Here is a 19257-nt window from a genome sequence, read left to right as displayed (position 1 = left end):
CGCGACAGCTCGTCCTCGTACCGCGGCCGCCCGTTCTCAGGCAGAGGCCGCTCGTCCGCATGCCGCAGCCGCTCGTTCTCACGCCGCGACCGCTTGTTCGGTCACCGTGACGCGCTCCAGCAGGTCCTCGTACGCCGTGGGGTCGAACTCGCCTGCCGCCGGGGCCAGCACGGTCGCGGTCGACAGGGCCACCGCGCGGGAGAGCCGGTCGGGCCAGGAGAGCCCGTCCACCAGGCCGGAGAGCAGCCCGGCGACCGCCGAGTCGCCCGCGCCCGTCGGGTTGCCCTTCACCGGGGCCGGCGGGATCGCGTGCCAGACGCCCTTCGCGGTGACCGCCATGACGCCCTCCGCGCCGAGGGAGGCCACCACGGCGTGCGCCCCTCGGCGGCGTGCGTCGCGGGCGGCGCGCAGCGGCTCGCGGCCGCCGGTGAGCTGGGCGAGCTCCTCGGCGTTGGGCTTGACCAGGTCGGGGCGGGCGGCGATGCCGCGGCGCAGCGGCTCGCCGCTGGTGTCCAGCAGCACGGGGGCTCCGGCGGCGCGGGCCCGGCGGATCAGCTCGGCGTACGCGCCGACGTGGACGCCGGGCGGCAGGCTGCCGCAGAGGGCGACCGCGGCGGCCTCGCGCACCAGGGAGTCGTACGACGCGAGGAACGCGGCCCACTCCTCGGGGCCGACCGTCGGTCCCGGCTCGTTGAGCTGGGTGGTGTCGCCGCTCGACGCGTCGACGACGGCGACGGTGCGGCGGGTGGCCCCGGCGACGGGGACGAGGGCGTCGTGCGGGGCGAGCGGGGCGAGCAGTTCGCGGACCACGGCCCCGGTGGGCCCGCCGACGAAGCCGGTGACGACGCTCTCGTACCCGAGGGCGGTCAGGACGCGGGCGACGTTCAGCCCCTTGCCGCCGGGGCGTTCGCGGACGTCGCCGACGCGGTGGCCGGTGTGCGGGACCAGGGCCGGGACCGTGTACGTGATGTCGAGTGCGGTGTTGAGCGTGACCGTGAGGATCACCCGTGGACACCCCCCGGAAACGTGCTGGTCGCGTTCGTACGGTCCTGATCATGCCAAACGGAAGGCGGTTGGCCCAGACCCCGGAATGGATCCTTCGACCAACCGCCTTGCCGTAACTTGCCCAGAAATCACCCTACTTGCGGCTCAATCACCCATTCGCCCTTGCGCATCACGCCCTTGAGCTCGAAGTCCGCGTCGAGGACCACCAGGTCCGCGTCCTTGCCGGGCTCCAGCGAGCCGACCCGGTCGTACATCCCGAGCACCTTCGCGGGGTTGGCCGAGATGGCCTGGACGACGTCCTCGACGGGCAGCCGGTCGACGGTGGTCGCGCGCTTGAACGCGGTGTCCAGGGTGAGCGTGGAGCCGGCGATCGAATCGCCGTCGGCGAGCCGGGCGACGCCGTCCCTGACCTCCACGGCCAGCGGGCCGAGCTGGTAGCGGCCGTCGCCGAAGCCGGCGGCGTCCATGGCGTCGGTGATGAACGCGACGCGGCCGGCGCCCGCGCGGTGGAAGGCGAGCTCCAGGGCGGCGGGGTGGAGGTGGACGCCGTCGTTGATGAGCTCGACGGTGACCCGCTCGTCCTCCAGGAGGGCGGCGATGGGGCCGGGGGCGCGGTGGCCGAGCGGGGGCATCGCGTTGAAGAGATGGGTGGCCACGGTGGCGCCCGCGTCGATCGCCTCGACGGTCTGCTCGTACGTCGCGTCCGTGTGGCCGATCGCGGCGACCACGCCGTGCTCGACGAGCAGGCGTACGGAGTCGATGCCGCCGGGCAGCTCGGCGGCGAGCGTCATCATGCGCGCCGTGCCGCGCGCGGCATCGACGAGCTTGCGGACCTCGGCGGGGTCGGGGGCGCGGAGCAGCGCCTCGCTGTGCGCGCCCTTGCGGCACGGCGAGATGAACGGGCCCTCGAAGTGGATGCCGGCCAGGTCGCCCTGCTCGACGAGCTCGGAGAGGAAGCCGGCCCGGTGGGCGAGGAAGTCCATCTCGCCGGTGACGGTGGAGGCGACGAGGGTGGTGGCGCCGTGCTCGAGGTGGGTCCGCACGCCCTTGAGGACGTCCTCGGCGCTGCCGGAGGTGAAGGACGCGCCGCCGCCGCCGTGGTTGTGGATGTCGACGAAGCCGGGGACGACCCAGTGGCCGGCGAGGTCGTGGGAGGGCGCGTCGGCGGGGGCGGCGCCGACGATCTCCGCGCCCTCGACGATCACCCGTCCCATCTCGACGACTCCGGTGGGCAGCACCACCTTGGCGCCGGTGAGAACCATGCGGTCGGCCATCAGGCGGTTACCTCCGTGTCGGTGTGGCTGTCGGCGTTGGCGTCCGTGTCGGCGTCGGTGTCCGTCTCGGTGTCGGCGTCGGTGTCGAGCAGGTCCCAGGCGAGCAGGCCCGCGCCGAGGCATCCGGCGGTGTCTCCCAGAGCGGCGGGGACGATGGCGGGCACCTTCTGGAACGTGACGCGCTCCTCGACGGCGGCCCGCAGTGGTGTGAACAAGGTTTCCCCTGCCTCGGCGAGACCGCCACCGATGATGAGAGTGCGGGGGTCCAGCAGGGTGAGCGCGGTGACCAGGCCGTCGGCGAGCGCGCTCACGGCCTCGTCCCAGACCGCGCGGGCGCGGGCGTCGCCGGACTCGACGGCCTTGGCGCAGTCGGCGGCGTCGGCGTCCGGGTCGCCGCTCGCCTGGGCCCAGGCGCGGCTGACGGCGGCGGCGGAGGCGAGGGTCTCCAGACAGCCGCGCTGGCCGCAGCCGCACTCGGCGCCCTGGGGCCGGACGACGATATGGCCGATCTCGCCGGCGCAGCCGTGGGCGCCGGCCTCGATGGACCCCGCGATGCCGATGGCGCCGGCGATTCCGGTGCCGAGGGGAACGAAGAGGAACCGGTCGGCCCCCTTGCCGGCCCCGATCCGCCCCTCGGCGAGCCCGCCGGTCCGTACGTCGTGCCCGAGGGCGACGGGGATGCCGAGTCGCTCGGTGAGCAGGTCCCGCAGGGGTACGTCGCGCCAGCCGAGGTTGGCGGCGTAGACCGCGACCCCGTGCTCGGCGTCGACGATGCCGGGAACGGCGACGCCGGCGGCCTCGGCGCGCTGGCCGAGGCGCCGGCGGCCGTGGGCGAGGAGGTCGGCGGCGAAGGCGAGGATGGACTCGACGACGGCATCGGCCCCCCGCTCCCGCCCGGTGGCGCGCCGAGCTTCGTACAGCAGGGCCCCGTCCACCCCGACGAGGGCGGCTTTCATTCCGGTGCCGCCCACATCGAGGGCGATGACGTGTCTCACGTGGACAGTCTGGCGGGTGGAGAGGGGAAAGGTCTAGTCCACTGCGTCACGGATTTGTTGCGTCCCCATACAAACGGGGTGTGTTCTCCCCCACCCCGCCCCTTCCCTGAACTGGGGGCAAGCCCCCAGCCCCCCAAGGGGGAGGTGGGGTGTGGGGGCGGGGCCCCGCACCCCCGGTGGGCGGCGGCTTCGCGCCGCGGGGGATTGGGGTGAGCGAGGGGGCTGCGCCCCCTGCGCTGCCCGGCGGGCGCGGGGGCGCCCGGGCCTCTACGCCTACGGCGGTGGATTCGATCTGGGGTGCCCCGACCTGGGTGCGGCGGCTCGTGCCGCTGGCGCGGTGGTGCTCGGGGCGGAGGACCGAGTCGCTCGAGGACTCAGGGGCTGCGCCCCTGCCCCCGGCCGGGCTCGCACCGCTGGCGCGGCGGGGGACTCGGGTGGTGGGCGGAATCCCTCGGCGGGATTCATGGAGTGGCTGCGCCCCTACAGCCTCGGCTGCGGCGGCTTCGCGCCGCGAGAGCGCCCGGGCTCTCGGCCGAGGGGAGCGGGGTCTGGGGCACCACGCCCCGGCGGCGGCTCGCGCCGCTGCCGCGGTGGTGCTCGGGGCGGAGGGCCGAGTCCGGGGTTCATGGAGGGGCTGCGCCCCTACAAGCCCCGTTCGCGGCGGCTTCGCGCCGCGAGGGTGCCTCAGGCCTATGGGCCCTGTGTCCTTCGGCAGTTGGAGCGGTGCGGGGTCTTGGTCCGCTGGGGTGCTCCATGTGGGGCCGTGCAGGGTCGTCCCCGCAGGGGATCGGCGGCAGAACCGGGGTGCGCGGGACAAGAGCCTGTACGCCGCCGACCCCGAGGAGTCGAGCCCGGAGGGGCACCGCGCCACCCGCACCGAGCAGGACCGGCTGGCTCGGGCGACCCCGCGTGCCCGGGCACCCGCATGGAACAGGACGGGCTGGCTCGGGGCCCGGAGGCACGGGTGCCTGCACCTATGGAGAGCCCGCGACTTGGGGCACCCCGCGTGCCCGGGTGCCCGCGCCAAACAGGACCGCCGGTCCGGGGCCCGGAGGCTCAGGCCCCGCACCGAACAAGACCGGCCGCCCCGCGCACCCCCGCACGCCCAAGCCCCCGCACCCACGGTGAACCCGCGCCACAAGCCCCCCGCTATCCCAAGATCACGCTGCGCGTCAGGTTCCTCGGTCTGTCCGGGTCGTAGCCCTTCGCCTCCGCCAGGGTGACCGCCAGGCGTTGCGCGCGGATCAGGTCTGCCAGGGGGTCCACGTGGTTCGCCTCGAGCGTGCCGCCGACGCGGGAGACGTCGGCCGCCAGGCCCTCCGGGACCGGGCCGAAGATCCAGGTCACCCGGCCGGGGGCGGTGATCGCGATCGGGCCGTGGCGGTACTCCAACGCGGGGTACGACTCCGTCCACGCCCCCGCCGCCTCGCGCATCTTCAGCCCCGCCTCCAGGGCCAGGCCGTACGCCCAGCCCCGGCCCAGGAACGTCCACTGCTCCGCCGCGAGGACCGCCTCCGGCAGCGGCTCCGTCAGTGCCAGCTCCGCGTCGACCGCCGCCTCGGCGATCGTCTTCACGCCTGGTACGGCTCCCAGTCCCGCCCGCAGGAACGCCAGCGCCGTCGTCGCGAACCGCGTCTGGACCACCGACTCCTCGTCCGCCCAGTCCAGCACCGCTACCGCGTCCGCCGCCGCCATGACCGGGGTGCGCGGGTCGGCCGTCAGGGCGAGCGTGGGGACCTCGCCGCGCAGCCCCGCCAGGAGCTCCAGCACCTCCGTCGTCGTGCCGGAGCGCGTGATGGCGACCACGCGGTCGTACGCACGCCCCGCGGGGAACTCCGAGGCCGCGAACGCGTCCGTCTCGCCCTGCCCCGCCGCCTCCCTCAGCGCCGCGTAGGCCATCGCCATGAACCACGACGTACCGCACCCGGTGACGGCGACCCGCTCGCCCGGCTGCGGCAGCCCCTCGAAGGACGCCGCGGCCTCGGCCGCTCGGCGCCAGCAGGCCGGCTGGGTGGCTATCTCTGCTGAGGTACGGGACATGCGAGGCGTTCTCCTACCAGGTAACAGGTGCGGGCGAGTCGGCGACGGGAGTTGCGCCGTGCGGGGACAGGACCGTGCCTACCCGCCCCATACGGTCGGGTAACGTACGGCCCTCCCCCTGGACCCGCCCTGGACCGCCCCTGGACCCGCGTTGCGGAAGTGATACCAGAGTGGTGTAGACCTTGGTGTAGACCTCATGCCTCCGGATGAGAGAAAATCGCAGCTCATCTCGGTTTGGCGTCTCGGGGGACCCACGAGGACGATCAGAAAAGCAATCAACGGCAGAGGGTGGGGAAGAGCCTTGCAGCGGCGCTTCTTTGGTCTGACCGCGGCAGTCGCCGCGCTCGGTATGACGGCAGTGCTCACGAGCTGTGGCAGCTCCAGCGGTTCCGGCGACGTCACCCTCAAGCTGATCGCCGCCGACTACGACGTCGCCGGCGACGAGAGCACCAAGAAGTACTGGGCCGACCTGGTCAAGGAGTTCGAGGCGCAGAACCCCGACATCGACGTCGAGGTCCAGATCGAGTCCTGGAGCGACGTCGACCGCAAGGTCGCCGAGGCGGTCAAGAGCGGCGACGCCCCCGACATCGCCCAGATCGGCGCGTACGCCGACTACGCGGCGCAGGACAAGCTCTACACCGCCGACCAGCTGCTCTCCATCCCGGTGCAGTCCAACTTCCTCGGCCCGCTCGTCGACGCCGGCGAGCAGCAGCGCATGCAGTACGGACTGCCGTTCGTCGCCTCCACCCGGCTGCTCTTCTACAACAAGGAGCTCTTCGCCGAGGCCGGCGTCACCGAGGACCCCAAGACCTGGGACGACCTCCAGTCCGCCGCCGCGAAGATCAAGGCGAGCACCGACGCGAAGTTCCCCTTCGCGCTGCCGCTCGGGCCCGAGGAGGCCCAGGCCGAGACCATGATGTGGCTGCTCAGCGGCGGCGACGGCTACACGGACGCGGTCGACAAGTACTCCATCGACTCGCCCGAGAACGTCGCCACCTTCGACTGGCTGAAGGACAACCTGGTCGACAAGGGCCTCACCGGCCCCATCGCCCCCGCCGAGCTCAACCGCAAGGACGCCTTCGACGCGTTCACCCGCGGCGAGGTCGGCATGCTCAACGGCCACCCGTCGCTGATGCAGGCCGCCGAGAAGGCCGGCGTGGACGTCGGCATGGTGGCGCTGCCCGGCCGCGACGGCAAGGCCAAGGCGGCGATGGGCGTCGCCGACTGGATCATGGGCTTCAAGCAGAACGGCCACCGCGAGGAGATAGGCACGTTCCTGGACTTCGTCTTCAGCGACGAGAACGTCCTGGAGTTCGCCGGCCACAACGACCTGCTGCCGGTCACCGTCTCCGCCTCCGAGGCGATGGAGGGCGACGCCAAGCACGCGGATCTGAGGAAGTTCCTCCAGGAGCTGGACACCTCCGTGCTGCCGCCGGTCGGCAAGACCTCGTGGGCCGCGGTCAGCGAGAGCATCAAGCAGAACATCGGCAAGGCGGTGGGGAAGGGCGGCAGCCCGTCCGCGACGCTCGGCAAGATCTCCCGGGACGCGACGGTGGCGGAGAGCGCGGAGTAGCGGGCGGGCGCGTCGGGGAGCGGCCCGGTCGCCGATCAGCCCCGGTCGTCGAGCAGCCGAGGTCGTCGAGCAGAGCAGCCAAGGCCGCTGACCAGCCCCGGTCGTCGAGCAGCCAAGGCCGCCGAGCCCGGTGGTCGACCAGCCCCAGCCGCCCGGGCGCATCGGGCAGCGTCCCCCGTCGCGGTGCTCCCTCGGCCGAATGCGGGATGCGTCCCGGCGGAGGCCGATATGTTGGATCGTATGACCGAGACGCCGGCGCTCTCCGAGCGCGACCGCGCCGTACTGGCCATGGAGCACCGCTCCTGGCCCGGCCCCGGCGCAAAGGAACGCGCCATCAGGGAGCAGCTCGGCATCTCCCCGGTCCGCTACTACCAGCTCCTCAACGCCCTCCTGGACGACGAGCGCGCCCTCGCCCACGACCCCGTCACCGTCAACCGGCTGCGCCGAGTCAGAGACGCGCGGAGAGCCCGCCGATAGGGTCGGGGCATGGGCAGCTCCCCGTACGCGCACCCCTTGCCGACGCCGTCCACCCCCGCAGGCCGTGAGGGCCTGGCCGCGCTCCTCGCGCGGCACGACAAGGCCGTCGTCGCACTCGACTTCGACGGCACCCTCGCCGAGATCGTCCCCGACCCCGAACAGGCCCGCGCCCACCCCGGCGCCGTCCCCGCCCTCGCCGCGCTCGCGCCGAAGGTCGCCTCCGTCGCCGTCGTCACCGGCCGCCCGGCCGGCGTGGCCGTGCGGTACGGCGGCTTCGCGGGCGTGCCGGGCCTCGACCACCTCGTCGTCCTGGGCCACTACGGCGCCGAGCGCTGGGACGCGGTCAGCGGCACCGTCCGCACCCCCGCCGCGCACCCCGGCGTCGCCGCCGCCCGCGCCGAGCTCCCCGGGTTCCTCGACCGGATCGGCGCCTGGCGCGGCACCTGGATCGAGGAGAAGGGCCAGGCCGTCGCGGTCCACACGCGCCGCGCGTCCGACCCGCAGGCCGCCTTCGAGGCCCTGCGCGGGCCGCTGGCCGAGCTGGCCGCCCGCAACGGCCTGATCCTGGAGCCGGGCCGCATGGTCCTCGAGCTGCGCCCGCCGGGCATGGACAAGGGCGTGGCGCTTCAGGAGTACGTACGCGAGGTGGACGCCCAGGCGGTTCTGTACGCGGGGGACGACCTGGGCGACCTGCCCGCCTTCTCCGCCGTCGAGAAGCTCCGCTCGGACGGCGTGCCGGGGCTGCTGGTGTGCAGCGGCAGCGCGGAGGTGCAGGAGGTCGCGGCCCGCGCGGATCTGCTGGTGCCGGGGCCGGCGGCGGTCGTGGAGTTCCTGGCGGCGCTCGCCAGGGAGCTCTGAGCGGTCCGCTTCTGAGCGGTCTACCTCTGGCGATCCACCTCTGAGCGGTCCGCCTCTGGGCAGGCGCGGGGGGCTGACCCGCCGCGTCAGCCGCCTTCCCGCAGCGCCCGCAGCTGGTCCAGGAACCACTGCTGCGGCGGCAGCGCGGTCGCCGCGACCGCGAGCCGCTTGCTGCGCTCCGACCGCTCGCCGTCCGGCATCGTCAGTGCCTCGTGGAGCGCCTGCGCCGTGCCGGTCACGTCGTACGGATTGATCGCCAGCGCGTCCTCGCCCAGCTCCTCGTACGCCCCCGCCTCCCGCGACAGCACCAGCGCGCAGCCGCGCTCCGAGATCACCGGGATCTCCTTCGCGACCAGGTTCATGCCGTCCCGGATGGGGTTGACGAGGGCCGCGTCCGCCAGCCGGTACGCGGCGAGCGAGCGGGCGAAGTCGTCCTTGACGTGCAGGACGACCGGGGTCCAGCCCGCCGTCCCGTACGTCGCGTTGATCTCCTCGGCCAGTCGCTGGACCTCGGCGGTGTACGCGCGGTAGACCGCCAGGTCCTGCCGGGACGGGTAGGCGAACGCGATGTGCACCACCCGCTCGCGCCACTCGGGCCGGGACTCGAGCAGATGGCGGTAGGCGAGCAGCCCGCGCACGATGTTCTTCGACAGCTCGGTGCGGTCCACCCGGACGATCGTCTTCCGGCCCGGGCCGATCTGCTCCCGGAGCGCCTCGAGCCGCTCGTCCACGTCCGGCCGGTGCGCGCGCTCGCGCAGGAAGTCCGCGTCCGCGCCGAGGCCGTGCACCCCGATCCGGGTGCCGGAGAGGGAGTCGGCGCCCAGCAGCTCCGTACAGCACGCGGTGAACGCGTCCGCCCACCTGCGGGTCAGGAAGCAGGTGCGGTCCGCGCCGAGCAGTCCGCGCAGCAGCTGCTCGGCGATGTCGTCGGGCAGCATCCGGAAGTAGTCGACGGGGGCCCAGGGCGTGTGCGAGAAGTGGCCGATCCGCAGGTCGGGCCGGAGCTCGCGGAGCATGCCGGGGGCGAGCGCGAGGTGGTAGTCCTGGATCAGCACGGCGGCGCCGTCGGCGGCCTGGTCGGCCAGGGCCTGGGCGAAGGCGCGGTTGTACGTCTCGTACGCCGCCCACTGCCGCCGGAACTCCTCGTCGAAGACGGGTTCCAGCGGGGTCTGGTACAGCATGTGGTGGACGAACCACAGGACCGAGTTCGCGATGCCGTTGTACGCGTCGGAGTGGACGGACTCCTCGATGTCGAGCATCCGCACGCCGGGCTCGCCGACGCCGCGCCGCACGGCCTCCCGGTCGCCGTCGCCGAGCGCGGCGCACACCCACAGCGCGTCGGCCTCGGCCCCGATGGCCGAGAGCCCGGACACCAGCCCTCCGCCGCCGCGACGGGCGTCGAGGCCGCCGTCGTCGCGCAGGCTGTACGAGACGGGCCCTCGATTCGACGCGACGAGGACCTGGGCGGCGGGGGGCGGGGGCGGCGCGGAGACCATGTGGCGAACCTAGCCAGTCGCGTAAATGTTCAAACGTGAGTACGTCACGCAAGGCGCCGATTCCAGCGTTTTCAGCCTGTCACGGTGACGTGCCCTGTGCGGGCTGCCCGCGGGGCTCCGCCCCGGACCCCGCGCCTCAAACGCCGGGAAACTCAGCCCGTCCGGCGATTGAGGACACGGCCGAAGGCCGTACGGGGGCGTAGCCCCCTGGGGCAACGGTGACGTGCCCTGTGCGGGCGGCCCGCGGGGCGCTGCCCCGGACCCCGCGCCTCAATCTCCCCCAGACTTCGTCCGGGGGGACCCCCACGGGGCTGAATGCGCGCCTCAGGCCGCGCCCTATTGGCGGCGACCTCGCGACGCCGCCACCGCCACCACCCCCGCTGCCGTCAGGCTGAGGGCCACTCCGCCCAGGAGCCAGAGGCGTTCCGCCTTGGTGCCGGTGTGGGCGAGCGTGGGGGCGTCGGTCGGGGTCGGGGGCGCCGGCGCCGGGCGGAGTTGGATCGTTCGGGTCGGCGACGGCGACGGCGACGGCGAGGGCGACGGGGCGAGCAGCGGCGTCGCGCCGCACCGGGGATCCCCGCTGTCCTGGCCGCAGTTCGAGCGGGGGGAGTCGACCGCGACGCTGTTGCCGAGCCGGCCGTCCCCGGTGACCGGGTCGTCGACCGTGACCGTGTAGGTGAGGGTCGCCGACCGGCCCGCCGGGATGTCGCCGACGAAACGGATCCTCGGCACCTCGTACGAGACCGTGCCGACCGTCGCCCGCGCGTCCAGGTTGTAGACCGCGTCGTCGAGGTTGTCGGTCAGGTCGTCGCCGAACCGGGCGTTGGGGTAGTCCCGCCCGCTCACGTTCTCCGCGGTGATCGTGTACGTCACGGTATCGCCGGGCGCGACCGTCGTCGCCGACGCCGTCTTGGTGACCTCCAGGTCGGCGACCGGGACCGACAGCGCGAGCGCGGTGGAGAGGTAGGAGTCGTCCTCGGTGGCGAGGGAGAGCGTGGTGGAGGTCTCGCCGGGCGGGATCGTCGCAGCCGGGAGCGCGAAGGCCCTGGCGTCGACGCCGAGGTTGTCGACGTACTGGGGGTCGACCGCGCCGTCGCTCGCGCCGGCGAAGAAGTTCGCGGCGCCGTCGGCCCGGTCGTCGGCGATCTCGCGCCCGTGGACGCGGAAGCGGTCGCCGGGAGCGTTCCAGTCGCCTTCCAGCGCCGTCACGCTCGCCCGGACCGCGCTGTCGCCCGTCCGGCGGAAGCCGTCCACGGCCACGGTGGTCGCGGGGGCGCCGGGGCGCTGGAGGGCGTGGCCGCCGTACACGTACACGCGGCGCCGCTCGGGGGCGTACGTCTCGTCGGGGCCGTCGTACCCGTAGACGACGGTGAGCGACCAGCCCGCGACGCAGCCCCGGCCGTTCGCGGCCCAGAGGTCGCCGACCGCGACGGGGATCGCCGCGCCCGAGCCGGTGAGGCCGTCGAAGGCGGCGGTGACGTCGGCCTCGCCGGTGTAGTAGTGCGCCCCGCTGGTCGTCGCCGGGTCCCTGACCAGGTTCTTCGGGGAGACCTTGACCGGCACGCCGCCGGCCACGCCGATCGCGGGCACGGCGTCGAGGGGCCTGCCCGGGGAGGGGACGGCGTCCGCGCCGGCGCCGCCAGCACCTCCCGTACCGCCAACCCCGCCCGTACCGCCCCCGCCGTTGTCGCAGCGCATGCGCTCGGTCCCGTCGGCCGCGCGGTGCGCGCCGGCGTTGCCGCCCCAGAAGAGCCGGGCGTAGACGATCTCCGCGCCCGGCGGGACGGTGACCTTGCCGGTGCTCGAACCGAAGCCCTCGGTCATCCCCGCGGTGTCGGTCCGCCGCATGTCGAAGGCGTCGTTGTCGTCGCCGCCGAGCCCGTCGGCGGCCAGGGCGCACCGGGCCGCCTCGTCGGCCGGGCTGTCCGGGCAGACCATGACCGTGTTCCCGATCGTGGCGAAGTCGCCGTAGAGCGCGGCCTCGAAACGCTTCTCGAAACGCTCGTCGAGGCGCGTCTCGAGGCGCGTCTCGAGACGCTCCTCAAGACGTTTCTCGAAGGGAGCCGAAGCCTCGGCGGCGGCCTCGTGCGGGACGGCCGCCGCGGTGAGCGCGGCCGTCGCTGTGGTCACGACCGCCAGAGCCCCGAGGATCCGGGACAGCCCGGCAATGCGGCGCGGAGCGCCCATACGGTGTCTCAAGCCCATACATGGGAAATGTAGACAAAATGATTGGTTATGTACGGGTTATGCCGCGCGACGCGCCGCGTACTCACCGATCTCGCGCATCGGCGGCCGCTCCTCCGTGTCCACCGCATGCGTACGCGGTACGAAACCGTCCTCGCCCCGCTCGAACTGCGTCAGCGCCGGACGCACCAAGTGCCCGCGCGACAGTCTCAGTTGAGCCGTGCGGTAGATCGCGGCGGCCATCCGGCCGAGCGCCTGCCCGTCCTGGTGGCGGTGTTTGCGCGAGCCGACGTCCACCTGCGCCAGCCCGTCCAGGCCCACGGTGTGCAGCGCGTCGACGAGCAGGCCGAGCTCCACTCCGTACCCCACCGGGAAGGGCAGCCGCTCCAGCAGCGAGCGCCGCGCCGCGTACTCGCCGCCCAGCGGCTGGACGAACCCCGCCAGCTGCGGCCAGTGCAGATTGAGCAGCGGCCGCGCCACCAGCTCGGTCACCCGCCCGCCCTCGCCCGCCACGGCGCCGAGCGGCCGGTCGTACATCGCCTTGACGAACTGCACATCGGGGTCGGTCAGCAGCGGGCCCACGATTCCGGAGACGAAGTCCGCGGAGAAGTCCCGCAGGTCCGCGTCGACGAAGCACACGACATCGCCGCTGGTGGCCAGCAGCGACCGCCACAGCACCTCGCCCTTGCCGGGGACGGCCGGCAGCCGGGGCAGGATCGCGTCCCGGTGCACGACCCGCGCGCCCGCCGCCGCGGCCACCTCGGCCGTGCGGTCGCCGGACCCGGAGTCCACCACGACCAGCTCGTCCACGAGCGGGACCTTCTCCATCAGCTCGCGGCGGATCACCGTGACGATGTCCCCGACGGTCGACTCCTCGTCGAGGGCGGGCAGGACGACGCTGACGGTCGTACCGCGCTTGGCGGCCATCAGCCGGTCGAGCGGGCGGTCGGCCGCCGACCAGGAACGCCTGGTCAGCCAGCGCTCCACCTCTTCCAGCACGTGCCCGTCTCCCTCTGCTCGCGGACCGAGTGATCCATCTCGCGGTTCGGACGACTATCTCAACAGTCGCGGCCTTCGGTTACAGTCTTGAACAACGCCGACGGCCGTCGCATGCCGGGGTCGTCGCGCTGACAATCGAATACCGCTCATCCAGAGGGGCAGAGGGAACGGCCCGTTGAAGCCCCGGCAACCCTCCCGCCGACCGCGAGGTCACGGTGGGGAAGGTGCCAATTCCGTCTTATGGCGAAATGCGCCATGAGGAAGATGAGGAGAAAGGGCCTCGCCAACATGGCTGTGCAGACCGTCTCAACCGCCACCACCCCCGTGAACCTGGGTCCCGCCGCCGCACTGTCGTGCCGCGAATGCGGAGAGCGGTTCGACCTCGGCCCCATCTTCGCCTGCGCCCTGTGTTTCGGGCCGCTCGAAGTCGCGTACGACCTGCCGAGCGGCGACCCCGAAGCGCTGCGCAAGCGCATCGAAGCCGGACCCGACAACATCTGGCGCTACGCCCCCCTGCTGCCCGTCCCCGCCGACGTGGCCGAGAAGCCGAACATCAACCCCGGCTTCACCAAGCTCGTCAAGGCCGACAACCTCGCCCGCGAGCTGGGCGTCACCGGCGGGCTGTACGTCAAGGACGACTCCGGCAACCCGACGCACTCCTTCAAGGACCGTGTCGTCGCCATCGCCGTCGAGGCCGCCCGCGCCTTCGGCTTCACCACGCTGTCCTGCTCCTCCACCGGCAACCTGGCCGGAGCGGTCGGCGCCGCCGCCGCCCGGGCCGGCTTCCGCTCCTGCGTCTTCATCCCGCACGACCTGGAGCAGGGCAAGGTCGTCATGGCCGCGGTGTACGGCGGCGAGCTGGTCGGCATCGAGGGCAACTACGACGACGTCAACCGCTTCTGCTCCGAGCTCATCGGCGACCCGCTCGGCGAGGGCTGGGGCTTCGTCAACGTCAACCTCCGCCCCTACTACGGCGAGGGCTCCAAGACGCTGGCGTACGAGATCTGCGAGCAGCTCGGCTGGCGGCTGCCCGACCAGATCGTGGTCCCGATCGCCTCCGGCTCGCAGCTCACGAAGATCGACAAGGGTCTGCAGGAGCTGATCAAGCTGGGCCTGGTCGAGGACAAGCCGTACAAGATCTTCGGCGCGCAGGCCGAGGGCTGCTCGCCGGTGTCCACCGCCTTCAAGGCCGGCCACGACGTCGTGCGCCCCCAGAAGCCGAACACCATCGCCAAGTCGCTGGCGATCGGCAACCCGGCCGACGGCCCATACGTCCTGGACATCGCCCGCCGCACCGGCGGCGCGGTCGAGGACGTCGACGACGAGCAGGTCGTCGACGCCATCAAGCTGCTCGCCCGCACGGAGGGCATCTTCGCGGAGACCGCGGGCGGCGTGACCGTGGGCGTGACCAAGAAGCTGATCGAGGCGGGCGTGCTGGACCCGACGCTCACCACGGTCGTCCTCAACACCGGCGACGGTCTCAAGACGCTGGACGCGGTGGCGCCGACGACCGGCCCGACCGCGACGATCCGCCCGAGCCTGGACGCGTTCCGCGACGCCGGCCTCGCCCGCTGACTACCTACGGAAGGCAGAACACCACCATGAGCGTCAACGTCCGCATCCCCACCATCCTCCGTACGTACACGGGCGGCCAGTCCGAGGTCGCGGCCGAGGGCGGCACGCTCGCCGAGGTCATCGCCGACCTGGAGAAGAACCACACGGGCATCGCCGCGCGCGTCCTGGACGACCAGGGCAAGCTGCGCCGCTTCGTCAACGTGTACGTCAACGACGACGACGTCCGCTTCGAGCAGGGCCTCGAGACGGCGACGCCGGACGGCGCGGGAATCTCGATCATCCCGGCCGTCGCCGGAGGCTGACCGTCCGGCACAGGGCTTGAGGGCGACCGTCCGGCACTGTGCCGGCTGCTGAACCGTCCGGCCGCGTGCGGAGGCTGGCCCTCCGGTGCCGGGTCGGCCGCCCCGGCCGTCGAGCACCGTGCCGGAGGCTGACCTTCCGGCACAGTGCCGGAGGTTGACCGTCGAGCATCGCGCCGGAGGCTGACTCTTCAGCAGCGTGCCGGCTTCTGAACCGTCAGCCACCGTGCCGGAGGCTGACCCTCCGGCACCGGACCGGTTGCTCTGGCCGTCGAGCGGGCCCCCGGCTGCTGACCGTTCGCCAGGTACTCAGCGTTACCAGAATTGCCCCCTCCGCAAGAGAAGCGGAGGGGGCAATTCTGCATGGTTGAACGCGGTAGAGTTGGGAAGTCCCCTCCGCTGCTTGTGCCGCACGCATATGAGAATGCGTCCGCCGCGCGACAAGAAGCAGCCAAAGTGTGCGGTCGAAATGCCTCTTATGCGCCATTTGCCGGGCCCGACTTGCCCCGGAATTTCTTGAATTCAGGTCAATTCTCCCTTCGGCCGCGCCCAGAATTCTCGTCCGATTGACCTGTTGCAGAGGGCAGTTGGGCAGATACATTCAGCCGCGGTCGACGCGTTCCGACGCACACCCCTCCTGCCAGATGGGTTGCATGGGGTGAGGTCTGACCCGGGTCCGCGAAGTGCGGTCCTGTGCAAGGGCCAGTAATAGGGGAGTTAGGCATGGCTCAGGGCACCGTCAAGTGGTTCAACGCGGAGAAGGGGTACGGCTTCATCGCGGTCGACGGTGGTGCGGATGTTTTCGTCCACTACAGCGCGATCCAGATGGACGGTTACCGCACCCTGGAGGAGGGTCAGCGGGTCGAGTTCGAGATCTCGCAGGGCCAGAAGGGGCCGCAGGCGGACATGGTCAAGCTCGCCGTCTGATCTCGGCGCGACAGACCACCGACGCACTCACGCACGAGGGGCTCGCATTCCATCTGGGATGCGGGCCCCTCGCGCGTCCGCAGACAGTCCGCTCCTCCCGGGCGCCCCGAGGGCCCGCGGTCGCCGCCGCCCCCGATGGTCCGGGCCCGCCGCCGCGCGGGGCGCTCGGCGAACGCCCGTCCCACGCTGGGGCTTCGTCGAAGCCGCTTGCACTCTCCATGGGCGAGTGCTAATCATTGGCGTTAGCACTCTGAAGGTGAGAGTGACAACGAGGACCGTTCAGGTGAGGTCCGCAGGCCGGGTGGGGCAAGGAACCACACGGCGTGCAGGCCGTCCGTCGCGGGCGCCAGTGCGGTCCGGAGAAATCCACCCCAGTCCGGGAGGACCACTTCACATGGCCAAGATCATCGCGTTCGACGAGGAGGCACGGCGCGGTCTCGAGCGCGGGATGAACCAGCTCGCCGACGCCGTCAAGGTCACCCTTGGCCCCAAGGGCCGGAACGTCGTCCTCGAGAAGAAGTGGGGCGCCCCCACGATCACCAACGATGGTGTTTCCATCGCCAAGGAGATCGAGCTCGAGGACCCGTACGAGAAGATCGGCGCCGAGCTGGTCAAGGAAGTCGCCAAGAAGACGGACGACGTCGCCGGCGACGGTACGACCACCGCCACCGTCCTCGCCCAGGCGCTCGTCCGCGAGGGCCTGCGCAACGTGGCCGCCGGCGCCAACCCGATGGCCCTCAAGCGCGGCATCGAGAAGGCCGTCGAGGCCGTCTCCGGCGCCCTGCTCGAGCAGGCCAAGGACGTGGAGACCAAGGAGCAGATCGCTTCGACCGCCTCCATCTCCGCCGCCGACACCCAGATCGGCGAGCTCATCGCCGAGGCCATGGACAAGGTCGGCAAGGAAGGCGTCATCACCGTCGAGGAGTCCCAGACCTTCGGTCTGGAGCTTGAGCTCACCGAGGGCATGCGCTTCGACAAGGGCTACATCTCGGCGTACTTCGCCACCGACATGGAGCGTATGGAGGCGTCGCTCGACGACCCGTACATCCTGATCGTCAACTCCAAGATCTCCTCGGTCAAGGACCTGCTCCCGCTGCTGGAGAAGGTCATGCAGTCGGGCAAGCCGCTGCTGATCATCGCCGAGGACGTCGAGGGCGAGGCCCTGTCGACCCTGGTCGTCAACAAGATCCGCGGCACCTTCAAGTCCGTCGCGGTCAAGGCCCCGGGCTTCGGCGACCGCCGCAAGGCCATGCTGAACGACATCGCCATCCTCACGGGCGGCACGGTCATCTCCGAGGAGGTCGGCCTCAAGCTCGAGAACGCCGGCCTGGACCTGCTGGGCCGCGCCCGCAAGGTCGTCATCACCAAGGACGAGACCACCATCGTCGACGGCTCCGGCGAGAGCGACCAGGTTGCCGGTCGCGTCAACCAGATCCGCGCCGAGATCGAGAACTCCGACTCGGACTACGACCGCGAGAAGCTCCAGGAGCGCCTCGCGAAGCTGGCCGGCGGCGTGGCCGTCATCAAGGCCGGCGCCGCGACCGAGGTCGAGCTCAAGGAGCGCAAGCACCGCATCGAGGACGCCGTTCGCAACGCGAAGGCGGCCGTCGAAGAGGGCATCGTCGCCGGTGGCGGCGTGGCCCTGCTGCAGGCCTCCTCGGTCTTCGAGAAGCTCGAGCTCACCGGCGACGAGGCGACCGGCGCCAACGCCGTGAAGCTCGCGCTGGAGGCCCCGCTCAAGCAGATCGCCGTCAACGGCGGCCTCGAGGGCGGCGTCGTGGTCGAGAAGGTGCGCAACCTGGCCGTCGGCCACGGTCTGAACGCCGCGACCGGTGAATACGTCGACATGATCGCCGAGGGCATCATCGACCCCGCGAAGGTGACCCGCTCTGCCCTGCAGAACGCGGCCTCCATCGCGGCGCTGTTCCTGACCACCGAGGCCGTCATCGCCGACAAGCCGGAGAAGGCGTCCGCCGCCGCTCCGGGCGGCATGCCGGGCGGTGACATGGACTTCTGATCGACCTCTGGTTGATCGACCGTCCTGACGGAGGGCGGCGCCCCACTCCCAGTGGGCGCCGCCCTTCGGCGTTTCCGCCTCCGGCGCGCGGCCCGACCTGGAGCCCGGTGCATGCGGCGACCGCGACCTAAGCCGGTCGACACAAGCCGGTCGACGCAAGCCGCTCTGCATGAGCCGATCGGCATAAGCCGGTCGGCTCAACTGCTCACCTGACTGGATCACTTCTCGCACCTGCCCGCGCGCGGGCGGACGCCTCGGGCGATGGGATGTGCGCGTGCGGGCCCACCCGGCCCCGCGCCCGTCCCACGCACACCCTCGGCAGCCCGAGCGGGCGCCGAGGGGAAGGAAGCCATGAACGTGAACAGCCAGAGCCCGGCCGGCACCGCGGTGCTGCCTCGGGCCCGCTCCCGCCGACTGCTTGCCTCCGTCGCCGTGGTGGCCGCTCTGACCGGCCAGATCCTCGCGCTGTCTCCCGCCGCGCAGGCGGACGGGCACGACAGGCCGAGGAAGCCGGCGCGGGAGCGGCCGCAGACGCAGGAGCGCCCGCCCGTGCAGCAGCAGCCCGTCCAGGCGCGGCCGCCGGCGCAGGAGCAGCAGCCGGTGCAGGAGCAGCAGCCCGCCCAGGCGCGCCCGCCCGCGCAGGAACAGCAGCCTGCCCAGGCACTCCCGCCTGCCCAAGAGCAGCAGCCGGCGCAAGGGCAGCAGCCGGTGCAGCAGCCCGCCCAGGCGCGGCCGCCCGCGCAGGAGCAGCAGCCCGTGTCCGATACGGCGCCCGCGCCTGAGACGGCGCCCGCGTCCACCCGGCCCCCGACGACGCCTGCGGCGCCGCCGACTGCGGCCCAGGCGCCCCACGGGCTGCGGCAGTTCACCACGGACGGGACCTTCGTCCCGCCGGCGGGCGTCACCTCGGTCTTCGTCCAGGTCTGGGGCGCCGGCGGCGGCGGTGGGGGCGGCGGTGGCGGCGGCAGCAGCCCGAACAACGGCAACGGTGGCACCGGCGGCGGCGGTGGCGCCGGGGGCTTCGTATGGTGCGCCCTCGAGGTCACGCCCCTGCAGAGCTACGTGGTGGACATCGGGCTCGGCGGCCCCAACGGCGCGGGCGGCCCTGCCGGCTCGGCAGGCTCTGCCGGGACCGCCGGGACTCCCGGCACCGCCGGCACCGCGACGACCCTGGCCGCGCCGAACGGCGGCCTGCTGGCCACCGCCACCGGCGGAACCGGGGGCGGCGGCGGAGGCGGCGGGGGCGCCGTGGACGGTGCGGACGGGGTGCCCGGCGTAGGCGGCACCGGTCTCTGCGCCACCGGCGGCGTGAACCTGTCCGGCGGCAACGGCACTTCCGGCGGCGACGGCGGAGAAGGCGGCGCCGCCCCTGACGGCACGGTGGGCGTGCCGGCGGGCGCGGTGGTCGGCGGCGACGGGGGAGAGGGCGGCGTCTCGGGCGTGGTCACCGGCGCGCCTGGGTCGCCCGGAACGCCCGGGGGCAGCGGCTACACCGTCGTCTACTGGTAGCAGCGACCGCGCCTCAATCGCCGGCGAAT

General features: G+C 72.6%; 15 protein-coding genes and 1 riboswitch. Of the genes, 8 read left to right on the top strand and 7 right to left on the bottom strand.

What is annotated here, in order from left to right:
- Positions 1 to 78 precede the first annotated feature (78 nt).
- The 4 genes from AB0M39_RS12345 to AB0M39_RS12330 form a co-directional block, all read right to left on the bottom strand.
- A complete protein-coding gene (locus AB0M39_RS12345; RefSeq protein WP_365363073.1) occupies positions 79 to 1005 on the bottom strand; it encodes a 1-phosphofructokinase family hexose kinase in 927 nt (308 codons plus the stop codon).
- A gap of 128 nt (positions 1006 to 1133) precedes the next feature.
- A complete protein-coding gene (gene nagA / locus AB0M39_RS12340; RefSeq protein WP_365363071.1) occupies positions 1134 to 2279 on the bottom strand; it encodes an N-acetylglucosamine-6-phosphate deacetylase in 1146 nt (381 codons plus the stop codon).
- On the bottom strand, positions 2279 to 3274 hold the full coding sequence (locus AB0M39_RS12335; RefSeq protein WP_365363069.1) for an ROK family protein: 996 nt from the start codon (positions 3272 to 3274) through the stop codon (positions 2279 to 2281). Before AB0M39_RS12335 ends, nagA begins: the two co-directional genes overlap by 1 nt.
- Before the next feature lie 1149 nt (positions 3275 to 4423).
- Complete coding sequence (locus tag AB0M39_RS12330; protein ID WP_365363067.1) at positions 4424 to 5314, bottom strand: sugar isomerase; 891 nt, start codon at positions 5312 to 5314, stop codon at positions 4424 to 4426.
- Between the two features lie 349 nt (positions 5315 to 5663).
- Here AB0M39_RS12330 and AB0M39_RS12325 point away from each other — a divergent pair, with 349 nt between their 5' ends.
- From AB0M39_RS12325 to otsB, 3 genes are all read left to right on the top strand, one after another.
- Positions 5664 to 6887: an extracellular solute-binding protein gene (locus AB0M39_RS12325; protein ID WP_365363065.1), complete on the top strand. Its 1224-nt coding sequence runs from the start codon at positions 5664 to 5666 to the stop codon at positions 6885 to 6887.
- 228 nt (positions 6888 to 7115) lie between these two features.
- Positions 7116 to 7364, top strand: coding sequence for a DUF3263 domain-containing protein (locus AB0M39_RS12320; RefSeq protein ID WP_365363062.1), 249 nt, complete (start codon positions 7116 to 7118; stop codon positions 7362 to 7364).
- Positions 7365 to 7373: 9 nt separating this feature from the next.
- Positions 7374 to 8222, top strand: a complete 849-nt coding sequence (gene otsB / locus AB0M39_RS12315) for a trehalose-phosphatase (RefSeq protein WP_365363059.1) — start codon at positions 7374 to 7376, stop codon at positions 8220 to 8222.
- Positions 8223 to 8308: 86 nt separating this feature from the next.
- Here the strand turns inward: otsB and AB0M39_RS12310 are convergent, their stop codons facing one another.
- The 3 genes from AB0M39_RS12310 to AB0M39_RS12300 all read right to left on the bottom strand — a co-directional run bounded on the left by AB0M39_RS12310 (position 8309) and on the right by AB0M39_RS12300 (position 12901).
- On the bottom strand, positions 8309 to 9718 hold the full coding sequence (locus AB0M39_RS12310; protein WP_365363056.1) for a trehalose-6-phosphate synthase: 1410 nt from the start codon (positions 9716 to 9718) through the stop codon (positions 8309 to 8311).
- Positions 9719 to 10054: 336 nt separating this feature from the next.
- Positions 10055 to 11848 (bottom strand): DUF11 domain-containing protein, encoded by a 1794-nt coding sequence (locus AB0M39_RS12305; protein WP_365363053.1) that lies wholly within the window; start codon positions 11846 to 11848, stop codon positions 10055 to 10057.
- A 114-nt stretch (positions 11849 to 11962) separates the two neighbouring features.
- A complete protein-coding gene (locus tag AB0M39_RS12300; RefSeq protein WP_365363051.1) occupies positions 11963 to 12901 on the bottom strand; it encodes a glucosyl-3-phosphoglycerate synthase in 939 nt (312 codons plus the stop codon).
- Between the two features lie 143 nt (positions 12902 to 13044).
- Positions 13045 to 13172: riboswitch (SAM riboswitch) on the top strand.
- Between the two features lie 17 nt (positions 13173 to 13189).
- Between AB0M39_RS12300 and thrC the strand changes: the two genes are divergently transcribed.
- The 5 genes from thrC (at position 13190) to AB0M39_RS12275 (ending at position 19228) form a co-directional block, all read left to right on the top strand.
- Positions 13190 to 14476, top strand: a complete 1287-nt coding sequence (gene thrC, locus AB0M39_RS12295) for a threonine synthase (RefSeq protein ID WP_365363048.1) — start codon at positions 13190 to 13192, stop codon at positions 14474 to 14476.
- 26 nt (positions 14477 to 14502) lie between these two features.
- Entirely contained in the window at positions 14503 to 14778 is a 276-nt protein-coding gene (locus AB0M39_RS12290) for a MoaD/ThiS family protein (RefSeq protein ID WP_365363046.1), read from the top strand.
- Positions 14779 to 15498: 720 nt separating this feature from the next.
- Positions 15499 to 15702 (top strand): cold-shock protein, encoded by a 204-nt coding sequence (locus AB0M39_RS12285; protein ID WP_005315736.1) that lies wholly within the window; start codon positions 15499 to 15501, stop codon positions 15700 to 15702.
- A 394-nt stretch (positions 15703 to 16096) separates the two neighbouring features.
- Positions 16097 to 17719, top strand: coding sequence for a chaperonin GroEL (groL, locus tag AB0M39_RS12280; RefSeq protein WP_365363044.1), 1623 nt, complete (start codon positions 16097 to 16099; stop codon positions 17717 to 17719).
- Between the two features lie 351 nt (positions 17720 to 18070).
- A complete protein-coding gene (locus AB0M39_RS12275) occupies positions 18071 to 19228 on the top strand; it encodes a hypothetical protein (RefSeq protein WP_365363042.1) in 1158 nt (385 codons plus the stop codon).
- Positions 19229 to 19257: the final 29 nt, after the last annotated feature.

Origin of the sequence: Streptomyces sp. NPDC051907 (assembly GCF_040681075.1) — a bacterium.
Taxonomy (GTDB): domain Bacteria; phylum Actinomycetota; class Actinomycetes; order Streptomycetales; family Streptomycetaceae; genus Streptomyces.
The sequence above is the reverse complement of the archived record's forward strand: the minus strand, read 5'-3'. Positions and strand labels throughout refer to the sequence as shown.

Excerpts from the sequence above, each read along its gene's own strand:
- nagA (WP_365363071.1), bottom strand. The coding sequence starts at position 2,279 with ATGGCCGACCGCATGGTTCTCACCGGCGCCAAGGTGGTGCTGCCCACC.
- AB0M39_RS12320 (WP_365363062.1), top strand. The coding sequence starts at position 7,116 with ATGTTGGATCGTATGACCGAGACGCCGGCGCTCTCCGAGCGCGACCGC.
- groL (WP_365363044.1), top strand. The coding sequence starts at position 16,097 with ATGGCCAAGATCATCGCGTTCGACGAGGAGGCACGGCGCGGTCTCGAG.
- thrC (WP_365363048.1), top strand. The coding sequence starts at position 13,190 with ATGGCTGTGCAGACCGTCTCAACCGCCACCACCCCCGTGAACCTGGGT.
- AB0M39_RS12325 (WP_365363065.1), top strand. The coding sequence starts at position 5,664 with ATGACGGCAGTGCTCACGAGCTGTGGCAGCTCCAGCGGTTCCGGCGAC.
- AB0M39_RS12285 (WP_005315736.1), top strand. The coding sequence starts at position 15,499 with ATGGCTCAGGGCACCGTCAAGTGGTTCAACGCGGAGAAGGGGTACGGC.
- AB0M39_RS12290 (WP_365363046.1), top strand. The coding sequence starts at position 14,503 with ATGAGCGTCAACGTCCGCATCCCCACCATCCTCCGTACGTACACGGGC.
- AB0M39_RS12330 (WP_365363067.1), bottom strand. The coding sequence starts at position 5,314 with ATGTCCCGTACCTCAGCAGAGATAGCCACCCAGCCGGCCTGCTGGCGC.
- AB0M39_RS12310 (WP_365363056.1), bottom strand. The coding sequence starts at position 9,718 with ATGGTCTCCGCGCCGCCCCCGCCCCCCGCCGCCCAGGTCCTCGTCGCG.
- AB0M39_RS12275 (WP_365363042.1), top strand. The coding sequence starts at position 18,071 with ATGAACGTGAACAGCCAGAGCCCGGCCGGCACCGCGGTGCTGCCTCGG.
- otsB (WP_365363059.1), top strand. The coding sequence starts at position 7,374 with ATGGGCAGCTCCCCGTACGCGCACCCCTTGCCGACGCCGTCCACCCCC.